Origin of the sequence: Streptomyces sp. AA4, assembly GCF_000158875.1 — a bacterium.
GTDB lineage: Bacteria > Actinomycetota > Actinomycetes > Mycobacteriales > Pseudonocardiaceae > Amycolatopsis.
In genome coordinates, this window is sequence record NZ_GG657746.1 from 6,441,230 (window position 1) to 6,453,973 (window position 12,744).

12 protein-coding genes are annotated in these 12,744 nt (G+C 70.9%); 8 read left to right on the forward strand and 4 right to left on the reverse strand.

Annotation, left to right across the window (positions count from 1 at the left end; genetic code table 11):
• Window positions 1–176 precede the first annotated feature (176 nt).
• Complete coding sequence (locus SSMG_RS29370) at window positions 177–728, forward strand: HAD family acid phosphatase (protein ID WP_107487944.1); 552 nt, start codon at window positions 177–179, stop codon at window positions 726–728.
• A gap of 39 nt (window positions 729–767) precedes the next feature.
• Here the strand turns inward: SSMG_RS29370 and SSMG_RS29375 are convergent, their stop codons facing one another.
• A complete protein-coding gene (locus tag SSMG_RS29375; protein WP_009082047.1) occupies window positions 768–1,502 on the reverse strand; it encodes an SDR family oxidoreductase in 735 nt (244 codons plus the stop codon).
• Between the two features lie 134 nt (window positions 1,503–1,636).
• Between SSMG_RS29375 and SSMG_RS29380 the strand changes: the two genes are divergently transcribed.
• From SSMG_RS29380 to SSMG_RS29400, 5 genes are all read left to right on the forward strand, one after another.
• The gene (locus SSMG_RS29380) at window positions 1,637–2,503 is read left to right on the forward strand and encodes an RNA polymerase sigma-70 factor (RefSeq protein WP_009082049.1); all 867 of its coding nucleotides are present in this window, start codon (window positions 1,637–1,639) and stop codon (window positions 2,501–2,503) included.
• 20 nt (window positions 2,504–2,523) lie between these two features.
• Entirely contained in the window at window positions 2,524–2,886 is a 363-nt protein-coding gene (locus SSMG_RS29385; protein ID WP_063631974.1) for a DUF5313 family protein, read from the forward strand.
• 41 nt (window positions 2,887–2,927) lie between these two features.
• A complete protein-coding gene (locus SSMG_RS29390; RefSeq protein ID WP_037715221.1) occupies window positions 2,928–3,284 on the forward strand; it encodes a metalloregulator ArsR/SmtB family transcription factor in 357 nt (118 codons plus the stop codon).
• Window positions 3,281–3,784, forward strand: coding sequence for an SRPBCC family protein (locus tag SSMG_RS29395; protein ID WP_009082055.1), 504 nt, complete (start codon window positions 3,281–3,283; stop codon window positions 3,782–3,784). Before SSMG_RS29390 ends, SSMG_RS29395 begins: the two co-directional genes overlap by 4 nt.
• A 212-nt stretch (window positions 3,785–3,996) precedes the next feature.
• Window positions 3,997–4,794 carry a sigma-70 family RNA polymerase sigma factor gene (locus SSMG_RS29400; protein WP_100266923.1) on the forward strand — a complete coding sequence of 266 codons (798 nt, stop codon included), beginning with the start codon at window positions 3,997–3,999 and terminating at the stop codon, window positions 4,792–4,794.
• A gap of 163 nt (window positions 4,795–4,957) precedes the next feature.
• On the opposite strand, the gene SSMG_RS29405 is transcribed toward SSMG_RS29400, so the two are convergent.
• Both SSMG_RS29405 and SSMG_RS29410 read right to left on the reverse strand, forming a co-directional pair.
• Window positions 4,958–6,277, reverse strand: coding sequence for an IniB N-terminal domain-containing protein (locus SSMG_RS29405; protein ID WP_100266924.1), 1,320 nt, complete (start codon window positions 6,275–6,277; stop codon window positions 4,958–4,960).
• Window positions 6,278–6,796: 519 nt separating this feature from the next.
• A complete protein-coding gene (locus SSMG_RS29410; protein ID WP_037715223.1) occupies window positions 6,797–10,240 on the reverse strand; it encodes an indolepyruvate ferredoxin oxidoreductase family protein in 3,444 nt (1,147 codons plus the stop codon).
• A gap of 175 nt (window positions 10,241–10,415) precedes the next feature.
• Here SSMG_RS29410 and SSMG_RS29415 point away from each other — a divergent pair, with 175 nt between their 5' ends.
• Complete coding sequence (locus SSMG_RS29415; RefSeq protein ID WP_009082060.1) at window positions 10,416–10,874, forward strand: Lrp/AsnC family transcriptional regulator; 459 nt, start codon at window positions 10,416–10,418, stop codon at window positions 10,872–10,874.
• A gap of 94 nt (window positions 10,875–10,968) precedes the next feature.
• Window positions 10,969–11,601 (forward strand): mycofactocin system transcriptional regulator, encoded by a 633-nt coding sequence (gene mftR, locus SSMG_RS29420; protein ID WP_009082061.1) that lies wholly within the window; start codon window positions 10,969–10,971, stop codon window positions 11,599–11,601.
• A 215-nt stretch (window positions 11,602–11,816) separates the two neighbouring features.
• Here the strand turns inward: mftR and SSMG_RS29425 are convergent, their stop codons facing one another.
• Window positions 11,817–12,572 (reverse strand): VWA domain-containing protein, encoded by a 756-nt coding sequence (locus SSMG_RS29425; protein ID WP_050788312.1) that lies wholly within the window; start codon window positions 12,570–12,572, stop codon window positions 11,817–11,819.
• Window positions 12,573–12,744: the final 172 nt, after the last annotated feature.

Consider the following 12,744-nt stretch of genomic DNA (forward strand, 5'->3'; position numbering starts at 1 on the left):
CTGGCTGTCCGGTCCTCGGACAGCCAGCCTCCCGCTGAACCGGGCGACAGTTTCCGGTGAACAACCCGCGAATTCCCTTCGCGCGATTAACCGACGAACGACGGTGCAGCGAAAGTCTCGGCGCGATTAGCGTGTTCGACGGCAGTTTCCGCCACGCTAAGGAGAAAAACGCGCCGATGAACGTCAAAACCGCCTGCGCCGCGATTCTCGCCGTCGCCGGGCTGGTCGCCGCTCCGGCCACCGCCTCGGCCGCGGTGTCCGAGCTGCCCAGCTACGACCAATGGCAGGCCGACGTGCGCGAAGCCGTCGACCCGGCCATCCCGTGGCTGACCGACCGGGTCGCGCGGGGCGGGTCCGGGCTGGCGATCGTGCTGGACATCGACAACACCTCGCTGGAAACCGAATACCACCCCGGCGCACCGAACCGGCCGGTGCTCGCGGTCGCCCAGTGGGCGGGCCGGCACCACGTGTCCGTCCTGTTCGTGACGGCGCGGACCAGCTCCTCCTCGGCGCGCAAGCAGCTGAGCAGCGCGGGCTACCCGATCGACGCGATCTGCACCCGCAAGTCCGGCGAGGGCACCGCCGACGGCAAACAGCGCTGCCGCGCGGACCTGACCGAACAGGGCTACACGATCACGGCGAACATCGGGAACCGGTCCACCGACCTCGAAGGCGGGGACTACGAAAAGGGCTTCAAGCTGCCGGATTACGACGGCCAGCTTTCGTAGCTCGTGCGCGGCGATGCCGGTTCTAACCGGCATCGCCGCTCACGAGTTCAGCCACTCCGCCAGCCCGATCTTCCCCCGCCACGCGCCTTCCGCGGGCACCAGGCTGTCCTTGCCCAGCACCGTGCCGAAGTACTTCGCGGCCGGGTCGGTCACCACCTCGCGCGGGTCCTTCCGCGCGGTCAGCACCCGCCGGATCCACTCGTCCATCGGCAGCACGTCCGGCCCGCCGATCTCGACGATCCCGCCGACCGGCGGTTCGCCCGCGGCCCGCGCGACCGCCGCCGCGACGTCCTCCGCGGCGATCGGCTGCGCGCCGGCGCCGGAAAGCCGCACCACGCCGTCGGCCGTCGAGGTGTCCGCGATCGCGAGCGCGAACTCCAGGAACTGCGTCGCGCGCACGATCGTGCAGTCCAGCCCGCTTTCCCGGATCAGCTTTTCCTGCGCGGCCTTCGCCCGCAGGTATCCGGAATCCGGCAGCTCGTCGGCACCCACGACGGAAAGCGCGACGAAATGCCCCACTCCGGCCTCGCGGGCCTCTCGCACCAGATTCCCGGTCGAGCGCTGGAAGAATTCCATGACGTCGTCGTCCGCGAACGACGGCGAATTCGACACGTCCACCAGCACGTCGGCCCCCTGCAGCGCGCCGGACAGCCCTTCGCCGGTCAAGGTGTTCACGCCGGTGCTCGGCGCGGCCGCCACGACCTCGTGCCCCTCCAGCAGCCGCACGACCCGCGAACCGATCCGCCCGGTCCCGCCGATGACGACGATCTTCATGCCCGTTCCCTCCGTTTCCGCCGCGACGGCCGCCGCGAGCGTCGTCAGTCAGGACCGGGCAGCGCGCCGATTTGTGACACCCCTGCCCGCTAAGCTCGCGATCGCCCGCCGGGACTGGAAGGAACGCGCCGCTGATGGAGGAAATCGCCGAGGCCGCCTCGGTGTTCGCGCAGGTCCGGCCGCGGCTGTTCGGGATCGCCTACCGGATGCTCGGCAGCGTCGCCGACGCCGAGGACCTCCTGCAGGACGTCTGGCTGCGCTGGCAGACCTGCGACCGTTCGGTCGTCCGCGACCCGGGCGCGTTCCTCGCCACCGCCACGACCCGGCTGGCCATCACCGCGAGCCAGACCGCGCGCGTCCGGCACGAAACCTACGTCGGCCCGTGGCTGCCCGAACCGATCGACACGTCCGCCGATCCGCAGCTCGGCGCCGAGCGCGCCGCCGCACTCGAGGTGGCGGTGCTGTTCCTGCTGGAGAAACTGCCGCCGACGGAACGAGCCGCGTACGTGCTGCGCGAGGCGTTCGACTATCCGTACCAGCAGATCGCCGACATCGTGCAGACCACCGAGGGGAACGCGCGCCAGCTGGTCAGCCGGGCGCGCAAACACCTCGCCGCGGAACGCCGGACGCCGGTCGAACCGGCCGAACAGCGGCGGCTGCTCGAAGCGTTCGTGGCCGCCGCGCGCTCCGGCGACCTGGCGACGCTGGAGAAACTGCTCGCCGAAGACGTCGTCAGCTACTCCGACGGCGGCGGTGCGGTCCGCGCGACGCGGATTCCGGTGGTCGGCGCGGGCACGGTGGCGAAGTACGTCCGCGCGTTCGCCAACCGGTTCTGGCCCGGCACCGAGGTGCGCTGGAGCGAGGTCAACGGCCAGCCCGCGGCGGTGGTCAGCCACGGCGGGACCGTCACCGCGGTGCTGACCGTGTCGGCGTCGGCCGAGGGCATCCACCGCGTGTTCTGGCTGATGAACCCGGCCAAGCTCGGGGCGTACGCCGCCTGAGCCCGGGGTACCCGGCGGGGATGAAGCGACCCGGTCCGGTGCGCTGGCTGCACTACGTGTACGGCGGAGTACTCCCCGACGAGTACCGCGAGTGGGTGCTGTACGACGCGACCGCGAAAACCTGGGTGCTGCGCTTCGCGTTCCGGATCTTCGTCGAGGCGCTGCCGTGGCTGATCGCCGGTTACGTCGTCCTCACGCTGGTCACGCCGATGCCCGCCGGGATGATCGTCGCCGCGCTGCTGATCAGCCTGCTGCTGAGCCTGTTCCTCACCGTCACCAGCGCCGACGAACTCGCCGAGGTCCGGCTCGTCAAACACGGCTTCCCGCACGGCACCGGGAAAGAGGTCCGCAAACGCCGCGGCGGCGCTTCGACCTGGCCGTGACGTCCTTGCCGAACGCGTAACCGCTGCGTTACGCTTCCGCCGTGGACCTGGCCGCCAGCGCGATCGCCGACCCGGTGCGGCGGGACATCCTGGCGCTCCTGCGGCACCAGCGCCTGCCCGCCGGCGAGATCGCCGCGCGTTTCGCCATCAGCCGTCCCGCGGTGTCGCGGCATCTGCGCGTGCTGCGGGAAAGCGGGCTGGTGCGCGACGAACTCGTGGGCAGGCAACGGTTTTACTCGCTCGACCCGGAAGGCTTCGCCGAACTCGCCGCCTGGCTCACCCGGCTTCTCGCCCCGCCGGCCTGGCAGCAGCGGCTCGACGCGCTGGAGACCGAGGTCCACCGCACCCGTCGCGAACGCCGCCGGGACACCTCCCCCGGAGAGGAACACACCGCATGAAACCCGTGCCCACCGCGAGAGCGCACCGCCTCGCCGACAGCATCGACCTGGTTGTGCCGCGCACCTTCCGCGCCCCGATCGACGACGTGTGGGCCGCGCTCACCGAACCCGAACGCACCGCGCGCTGGTTCGGCCCTTGGGAGGGCGACGGGGCACCCGGTCGGATGATCCGCGTCCAGATGGCGTTCGAGGAACAGCAGCCCTGGATGGACCTCCGCGTCGACGCGTGCGAGCCGCCGCGGCGGCTGGCTGTTTCGTCCACCGACGAATCGGGGGCCTGGCGGATGGAACTGCGGCTCGAGTCCCGCGGCGCGGCAACGGAACTCCAGCTGGTGCACCACCTCGATTCGGCGGACAAGATCCCGGAAGCCGGACCCGGCTGGGAGTACTACCTCGACCTGTTCGCCGCCGCCTTCGAGGGCACGCCGAAACCGGACTTCGCCGACTACCCCCCGGCGATGACGCCCTATTTCGCCGAATTGGCCGGAGAGCTTTCCTGACCGTCCGTCAATAGTCCACTTCGGACAGTCGGCCGCCGAACGAAATGTCCTTGAGCGGCCCGGACTTCCCCGTTCGGCTGACAGCGGCGACGGGCGCGGAAACGCGCGTCCGGATGCCCGGCTCGCCGCGGCGTATGGAGTACACTGCTGTACCAGTTACTTTCAGCAGTCCCGCGTGACGAGGTGTGGGCCGGTCCGGTGGGAGGTGCACGGTGGACGCGACACTGGGCAGCACGCTGGTCACCGAGGCGGACGAGGACGAGCGCACCGACGCCGAGCTCCTCGCCGCCGTACGCGCCGGAGATTGCCAGGCCGGCGGGGAATTGTTCCGGCGGCACGTCACGCTGATGCGCCGCGTCGCCGCCGGTTTGGTGCGCCAGCAGGCCGAACGCGACGACCTGGTCGCCGAAGCGTTCGCGCGCGTGCTCAGCACCGTCGCGGCCGGCGGCGGCCCGGAGTCGAACGCGCCGGCGTATCTCGTGGCCACCATGCGAAATCTCTTCGCCCGGTGGAGCCGCCACGAAAACCGCATCGATCTCTACGCCACGGTTCCGGAACCCGTAACTCTCGACGGCGGAGCGGACGAACTCGCCGTCATGCGCTCGGAAGACCGCCTTGTCTGGTCGGCCTACCGCACCCTGCCCGGCCGCTGGCGAACGGTGTTGTGGCGGATGTCGGCCGAAGGCGACACCCCGGCGGAACTCGCGCCGGTGCTCGGCGTTTCCCCGAACGGCGTCGCCGTGCTCGCCCGCCGCGCCCGCGAGGGACTGCGGCAGGCGTACCTGCAAGTCCAGGTGCCGGACGCGAAATTGCCGCAGTGCCAAGAAGTCCGCCGCCGGATGGGCGCGTGGCTGCGCGGCACCCTGCCCGCCCGCCGGGCCGGAATCCTCGCCGAACACCTCGCGGCGTGCGAACCGTGCCACGCGGTCGCCGCCGAACTGGCCGAGGTCAACCGCGAACTGCCCCGGATGACCGGCTGCTGCGATCCGGCGATCCCGGAACCTCGCTAGCCGGCTTCCGCGTGGTGGACCAGCAGGCGTACGCGGTGCCGACACCGTTCACGATCGCCGAAACGCCGTTGCCGCACCGCAACTCTCGCCCGGCCCGAAAAACCGCGGGCCCGGACCGTGACCGGTCCGAGCCCGCGGCGGGAAAACCCTTGGTGCGCCGGGATCAGTGCCCCAGGTGCAGGCTGTCCAGGTGCACGTTGCTCGCGTGCGACTCGAGGCCGCCCGCCACGTCGTGCAGGTGGTTCTGGACCTCGTTGAGCGGCGCGGCGTGCGCGGCTTCCGGCAGGTCGCCGGCCGACACGTGCTGCGTGCCGGTCTCGGCCGCGTCCTGAACGGTGCTCGTGACGTGCTGAGCAGCCGCGTTGACGGCCGGAGCGTGCGCGGTCGCGCCCTCGATCGCGTGGGTCAGCGAACCCGCGTTCGGGGCGGCCGGCAGCGCCGGGGCGTGCGGCAGTTCGCCGACGCCCGGGACGGCCGGGGCGTGCGGCAGCGAGCCGACACCCGGGACCTGCGGCAGCGAGCCGACGCCCGGCACGGCCGGAAGCGAACCGACACCCGGCACCTGCGGCAGCGAGCCGACGCCCGGGACCTGCGGCAGTTCGCCGACGCCCGGCACCGCCGGGAGGCCCGGAACCGCGCCGGTGACGTGGTCCAGCGTGCCGGACAGGTCGCCCGCGTGGGTCAGGTCGCCGGTCGCCTGGGTCAGGTCGGCGCGGACGTCGTCGCCGTGGACGCCGACCGGGGTCGAGCCGATCGCCTCGTTGACGGTGCCGAGCAGCTTCGAACCGCCCTGGCGGACGTCCTCGACGAGGCTGCTGACCGGGCCGCCGACGGCCGGGAGCTTGCCGGACTCGGACACGACGGCCTTCCAGGTCAGCGCGTCGCCGAGGTGGTTGGTGGTCGCGTCGACCGCGGAGCCGACGAGCTTGCCGTCGAAGACGTGCTCGCCCACCGCGTTGACGGTGTTCTGCGTGTCGATCGCGGCGGCGTCGAGGATCGGGCCGACGACCGGGACCGGGTGGGTCGCGGCGGCGACGTGGTCCAGCACGCCGGAGACCGCGCCCAGCACACCGTGGGTGACGGTGTTCAGGCCGGTCTCGCCCGCGACGTTGCTGACGCCCTCGAAGACCGGGGCGAGGTTCGGCAGGCCGCCGGCGAGACCGCCGAGGGCGTCGCCCGCCTGGTGCGCGACCGGCTCGGCGGCGGCGTCCGCCTTGTCGAAGGCGCCGCCCAGGTCGGCGGACGGAACGCTCGGCGCGGCGGGCACGCCCGGCACGGCCGGGATGCCCGGGGCGGCGGGAGCGGCCGGCAGCGGGGCGCTGTCCATGACGAGCGGCATGATGTCCTGCACGTCCGACGGGTTCAGCTCGCCCAGGCCGGCACCGTTCAGCACCCCCTGCGGGTCGGCCTTGTACTCCGCCAGCGACTGCGGGTCGTTCAGCAGGTTCAGCGCGAATTCGTGCAGCGTCTGCACCGGGCCCATAGTTCGTATTCTCCTGTGGTGACAACGGATCGGGGTGGGGTGTCCGAAAACCGGACGAGCCGGCCCCAGAGCCGGCTCCTTTTCCGAACATAGGACTCCGCCGAATGCCCGCCATCGGGGGGTCACCCGGGTTAGCCGGGGCACCCACTAGGGACTTCGCCGCTCCCCCGAATAGGGGCATTAGGGGATTCGGGGCGTCCGCGCTGGTCACGGGGTTGCCGTCGGACCACCCCGCCGGGCGCCGCCCACCCCACTGATCGGGGGACGGACGCGGGTCGCCCGACGAGGTTCGCCAGGACCACCCGATGGTGTGACACCTACCCGACTCTTCCGGGCGGGCCGGGCGCGGCGGAAAAGCCGAAACGGCGAGAAGACCGGGGTTTGCCCGGCTTCTCGCCGTTTCGGAGACTTCGCGGAAGTCCGGCACGGAATCCGCGTTCAATGTCGGGTGAAGTGGTTGATCACGCTTCAATTAAGGCAATTCCGGACGGAATCCGCCGCCGACCTGGCGCCAGCGGCTCAGGCGGTGGCGACCCGCACCGAGTCCGGCGTCTCCAGTTCCCGCAGCAGCTCCTCCTGCCGCTTCCGATAGGACGCGACGTTGGCCAGCTTGATCTCCTCGTACCCGCGCACCGAGTCCGGCAGCGCGGCCAGTTCGACCAGCCGGGCGTCGCCGCGGCCGGCCACCTCGAGCGCGCGCTCCAGGGCCTGCCGGTACTCCCCGATCAGCGCCCGCTCGACCCGCCGGACCTCGGCGCGCCCGAACGGGTCCAGCTTCGTCCCGCGCAGCTTGCGCATGGCCCGCAGCGCCGCGAACGCGGGCCGGAAGCTGCGTCCGCCGAGGCTGATCTTGCGGTTCATGCCCAGCGCGCGCAGCACCGGCGGGTGCAGCCGGTGCGCGAACCGCGTGCCGACGCCGAACTGGGCTTCGATTTCCGCGGTCAGCCGCGGGTCCAGCGACAGGCGGGCGACCTCGTACTCGTCCTTGTAGGCCATGAGCTTGTAGAGGTTCCGCGCGACCGCCTCGGCCACCGAAGCGCCGGCCCGGGTGCGGACCCGCTCGACGAACTCGGCGTACTCCCGCGCGTACCGCTCGTCCTGGTAGGCGATGAGGTCCGGAACGCGCAGGTCGAGCACCCGGGCGAGTTCGCCGTCCGCGTGCACCAGCGAGCGCACGCGGCGGACCGCTTCCGCGTCGGCCGCGGCCGGGGCCTCCGCCGACGAGGACGGCGAGAGTTCCGCGTTGAGCGCGTCCGGGTCGGCGACCAGCTGCCTGCCGCGCCGGAACGCCTGCAGGTTCGTCTCGACCGCGGTCCCGTTGATCCTGATGGCCTGTTCCAGGCTTTCCGCGGTGACCGCGAGGGACCCGGTCTGGTAGGCCGCGCCGAGCTGGAGGATATTGGCGAACTGGTCGTCGCCGAAGATCTGCTCGGCGAGGCCGCGCGCGTCGAGGTAGTGCCCGGCGGCGGTCGCGTCGCCGAGCGCGCCGCGGATGCTGGACTGGTCGGGGTAGGAAACTTCCTTGTCCACCACCATGCGCCCGGTCGGAACCTCCGAAGTGGACACGACGGCGACGGTCCGCTCGGCGTCGGCCACGCCGAGGTACGCCGGGTCGGCGGCGACCAGCGCGTCGCACGCGAGGTAGAGGTCGCACTCCCCGTTGGCGAGCTTCGGGGCCTGCTCGACCGCGCCGGTGGAGATCTTCACGTCCGAAACGACCGCGCCGCCCTTCTGCGCGAGGCCGGTCTGGTCGAGGGTGCGCACCTGCTTGCCGTCGAGAACCCCGGCGACACCGAGGATCTGCGCGACGGTGACCACGCCGGTGCCGCCGATGCCGGTGATCCGCACCGCGACGTCGGACAGGGTTTTCGCCGGTTCCGGCAGGACGTCCGCGCTGATCGGGGCGAGGTGGCGCCGCTTGACCTCGCCGGTCGGGACGACAGTCAGGAACGACGGGCAGTCGCCGTCGAGGCACGAGTAGTCGACGTTGCAGGACGCCTGGTGGATCTGGGTTTTGCGGCCGAACTCCGTCTCGACCGGCTGCACCGAAAGACAATTCGACTTCACGCCGCAGTCGCCGCAGCCTTCGCAGACGCGTTCGTTGATGAAGACCTTGCGCGCCGGCGTTTCCTGCTTCCCGCGACGACGCTTGCGCCGCTTCTCCGCCGCGCACTCCTGCTCGTGAATCAACACCGTGACCCCGCGGTGCGCGGCCAGTTCCTCTTGCGTACGAAGAAGTTCCGACCGGTCCCGCACCTCGACGCCGCGCGGCAGCTTGCGCTTCCGCAGCCGCCGCGGCGCGTCCGAGGTGATGACGACCTTCGCCGCGCCCTCGGTCAGCAGCAGCGCCGCGACCTTCTCGACGGACAGCCCGCCGACCGCGTCCTGACCACCGGTCATCGCGACCGCGGAGTTGTAAAGCAGCTTGTAGGTGATGTCGACGCCGGCCGCCACCGCCGCGCGCACGGCGAGGCTGCCGGAGTGCATGAACGTGCCGTCGCCGATGTTCTGCATCAGGTGCGGCGTCTCGACGAACGGGGCCATGCCGATCCACTGCGCGCCCTCGCCGCCCATCTGGGTCAGCCCGACGACCTCGCCGACCTGCTCGGGCTCCATGAACAAAGCCATGGTGTGGCAGCCGATCCCGGCGCCGACGAGCGTGCCGTCCGGGACCTTGGTGGACGAGTTGTGCGGGCAGCCGGAGCAGAAGTACGGCGTGCGGGCCAGCAGCGGCACGGAAATCCGCTCGCGGCGGCGCCGCTGCTTCCACGCGGCGACGGGTTCCGCGTCGGGCAGGCGCTTGGCCAGGCCGCTCGCGATGCGGTCGGGGTCCAGTTCGCCGAGTTCGGTGAACAGCACCTGGCCGCGCGGATCGGTTTTGCCGTACACGCGCGGCGCGCCGGTGCGGCCGTAGAGGATCTCCTTGATCGCCGGTTCGACCAGCGCGCGCTTCTCCTCGATCACCAGGATTTCGTCGAGGCCCTCGGCGAATTCCTTGATGATGCCGGGTTCCACCGGGTACACGACGCCGAGCTTCAGCAGCCGGATGCCGTAACGGGACAGTTCGGACTCGTCGAGGCCGAGCATCCGCAGCGCCTGCCGCAGGTCCAAATAGGACTTTCCGGCCGTGACGATGCCGACGCGGTCGTCCGGTCCGGACCGGACGATCCGGTTGATTCCGCTGGCCCGCACGTATTCCATCGCGAGCGGCAGCCGCACGCGGTGCAGGCTGTGCTCGAGCGTGATCAGCTCCGGTCCGAGAAGACGGCTGTTCGGCTGGTGCTTGTACGCGCCTTCGGGCATTTCCGGCGCGGTCCAGTCCGTGTCGACCAGCGCGGTGCCGCCGGAATCGGCGACGTTCGCGACGATCTTCATCGAGGACCACAGCCCGCTCGCGCGGGAAAGTTCGACCGCGTGCCTGCCGTGCTCCAGCACGTCCTGCGCGTCGGCCGGGAAGAACACCGGCATCGCGAGGTCGGCGAGCGCGTGCTCGGACGCACACGGGATGGTCGAGGATTTCGCGTTGGGGTCGTCGCCGACCAGCGCGACCGCGCCCCCGCGCGGGTCGGCGCCGGCGAGGTTGGCGTGCCGCAGCGCGTCGGTGGCCCGGTCGAGGCCAGGGGCCTTGCCGTACCACATGCCGACCACGCCGTCGTGCCGCATCGTGCCTGCCCGGGCGGCCAGCTGGCTGCCCATCACCGCGGTCGCGCCGAGTTCCTCGTTGACGCCCGGCTTGTGCACGATGTTGTGCTCGGCCAGCAAGGCCGCCCGCCGCGCCAGTTCCAGGTCGAACCCGCCGAGCGGCGAACCCTGGTACCCGGAGACGAAGGCCGCGGAATCGGCGCCGTTCAGCCGGTCGAGCCGGATCCGGTCGAGCAGGACGCGCACCAGCGCCTGCACCCCGGTCAAGTAGACGGTGCCCGCTTCGCGCACGTACCGGTCTTCCAACGTGAAGGCGTTCATCCGCACTTCCTTTCCGCACGCCATCAAGCCCACGGGCACCCGCCGTTGGGACGTGAGCCACCTCACCTCACGCTCGGACCCCGGCGCAACGTGCCCGGCCACTGTAGTAGCAAGGACGCAAAAGACGACGCGCGAGAGGGCCGATCGGGCACATCTGTTGCGTACGATGCCGCTCATGGCCGAAGAACTGCTGGACGCGACCGACCACGAGATCATCGCGTTGCTCCGCGAGGACGCCCGGCGCACGTTCTCGGACATCGCCGCGCGGGTGTCGCTCTCCACCGCGGCGGTGAAGCGGCGCGTCGACCGGCTCCGGGAGAAGGGCGTGATCACCGGCTTCACCGTGCAGGTCGACCACGCGAAACTCGGCTGGGGCATCGAGGCGTTCGCGCAGCTGAGGTTCTTCGGCAGCACGAACGTCGCGGAGATCGTCGAGACCACCACCCGGATTCCGGAAGCGCAGGCGGTGTTCACCATCGCCGGCGACCCGGACGCGGTGGTGTGGCTGCGCAGCCGCGACATGGCGCATCTGCAGAGCACGATCGACGAGCTGCGGCGCAGCCACCGGATCACGAGCACGCGCACGTTGATCGTGCTGGACTCCTGGGTGCGCGGGGAGGAGCGGCCGGAATGAGCCGGGGTGTTTCGGGCTTGTGCCGGACGGGTGCCGGGGGCGCGGGGCCGAGTAGTGTCACCGGGTGACAGAAGCGTTCGCGGGAGGGGGCGGCATGGCTGCTGATCCAGGCGGCGAGGCGCGGCCTCGGCGGGGGCGGCCTCGGGGAACCAGTGCTCGGCAGCTCGAGGAGATCGCGTTGCGGCTGTTCACCGAGCAGGGTTTTCATGAGACGACGGTCGATCAGATCGCGGCCGCGGCCGGGGTGAGCCGGCGGACGTTCTTCCGGTATTACGACGCCAAGTCTGATGTCTTGTGGAACGAGTTCGATTCCGAGGTCGACACGATCCGGGAACTGCTCGCGGATTCGCCGGAGGATGTCCCGGTGCTGGAGGCTGTGCGGCGGGCGGTTTTGGCCGCCAATCATTACCGGGCCGAGGATGTGCCTGAGCTGCGGATGCGGATGAATTTGCTCAGTACTGTCGCTGAGCTGGCGGCTAGTGCTACTCGGCATTACGACGCTTGGGAGCGGGCGGTTATCCAGTTCGTGGCTCGGCGGACTGGGCAGGGAGAGGATTCGTTGTATCCGCTGGCGGTGGGGCGAGCGGTTCTCGCTACGTGCCGGGCGGCTTATGAGCGGTGGTCGGCTCGGGCTGATGCGGATTTGACTTTGTATTTGGATGCTGGATTGCGGGCGCTGGCGGCTGGGTTTGCCGATGAGGTTTTGGTTGGGGAGCCTGGGGTTTGAGGGCCTTTTTCGGCTCGTCGCCCTGGCGGGCGGCATTGCCGGTTAGCGGTTGCGTGGGGCACCCCGAAGTTTGATTGTGCTGACGGTTCGGGGTTGAGGGAAGGGCTGGGTGCCACGCTGTTTGGGTGCAGCGGTGGCGGTTTTTACGCGGCTTGAGTGGGTTGTTGCTATTGGGGCGCGGCGTGCGGATAGGTGGGCGTGCGTCTGGCGAGCGCTCATGGGTGATCTAGCAGGGTGGCCAGTGCGGCAGGAGCGGCCGCGGCGCCGCTGAGGGGCTGCCATCGCGCGCCCGAGTCGCGGGCGAGGCGTTCGGCCTCCTCGCAATCCTCGGCCGGGGCGAGGATCAGCAGTTCCTCGCACGCCCGGGCGGCGGGCAGCGGATCTTGGTCGTCCGTCGCCCGGCAGTCCGACAGCAGGAGCACCGTCTTGCGAGCCGCCCGCGACGCCGCGAGTTGTTCGTTCGCCTTGCGCAGCGCCGCCGCCAATGCCGTTACGCCGTGGCCGCGCAACGACAAGACCGACTCCACGACCGCCGCTTTCGACCGGGACGACCGCAGCGGCCGGATGATCTCCGCTGTCCGGGCGAAAGACACCACCGCGTGTTCCACCGGCGCCCGCCACGAACACGCCGCCGCGGTGAGCGCGGCAGCGGCCAGCCGTGCGCCCGTCATCGACCCGCTCGTGTCGATCACCAGGCACAGAGCCAATTCCGGGCGCGCCCATCGGCGTGCCACGAGGTCGTCCAGTGCCGGAACGCCGCCGACTGCCGCCGCGTCCACCAACGCGGGCAACGACCGGTCGAGGTCGAGTTCGCCGCCTCGGTCGGCTCGGTCTCGGCGCAGCTTTCCCACTCCCCGGCCGCGGGCGACGCCGCGGCGGGCGACGTCGATCATCAGGCGCCGGGCCAGTCCGCGGGCGGCTGCGCGCAGGGATTCGTCGGTCGCCTTGCTCATCTCGACCAGCAAGGCCATTGCCTCGTCGGCGTCCTCGCGGAAGGCCGCGCTGAACGCTTCCTCGTCCAGTACCCCGACCTCGGGCGAGATTTCCGCGAAGCGGGCGTTGCGGGAAAGCTCGGCGCGCGGCGTGGTGCTGCTGCGCGCCGAACCCGGGCGGGGTGGGCGTTGCGGTGGAGGGCCCGCCGGT

Excerpts from the sequence above, each read along its gene's own strand:
- SSMG_RS29395 (WP_009082055.1), top strand. The coding sequence starts at position 3,281 with ATGAAACCCGTGCCCACCGCGAGAGCGCACCGCCTCGCCGACAGCATC.
- SSMG_RS29370 (WP_107487944.1), top strand. The coding sequence starts at position 177 with ATGAACGTCAAAACCGCCTGCGCCGCGATTCTCGCCGTCGCCGGGCTG.
- SSMG_RS29380 (WP_009082049.1), top strand. The coding sequence starts at position 1,637 with ATGGAGGAAATCGCCGAGGCCGCCTCGGTGTTCGCGCAGGTCCGGCCG.
- SSMG_RS29385 (WP_063631974.1), top strand. The coding sequence starts at position 2,524 with ATGAAGCGACCCGGTCCGGTGCGCTGGCTGCACTACGTGTACGGCGGA.
- SSMG_RS29425 (WP_050788312.1), bottom strand. The coding sequence starts at position 12,572 with ATGGCCTTGCTGGTCGAGATGAGCAAGGCGACCGACGAATCCCTGCGC.
- mftR (WP_009082061.1), top strand. The coding sequence starts at position 10,969 with ATGGCTGCTGATCCAGGCGGCGAGGCGCGGCCTCGGCGGGGGCGGCCT.
- SSMG_RS29415 (WP_009082060.1), top strand. The coding sequence starts at position 10,416 with ATGGCCGAAGAACTGCTGGACGCGACCGACCACGAGATCATCGCGTTG.
- SSMG_RS29375 (WP_009082047.1), bottom strand. The coding sequence starts at position 1,502 with ATGAAGATCGTCGTCATCGGCGGGACCGGGCGGATCGGTTCGCGGGTC.
- SSMG_RS29405 (WP_100266924.1), bottom strand. The coding sequence starts at position 6,277 with ATGGGCCCGGTGCAGACGCTGCACGAATTCGCGCTGAACCTGCTGAAC.
- SSMG_RS29410 (WP_037715223.1), bottom strand. The coding sequence starts at position 10,240 with ATGAACGCCTTCACGTTGGAAGACCGGTACGTGCGCGAAGCGGGCACC.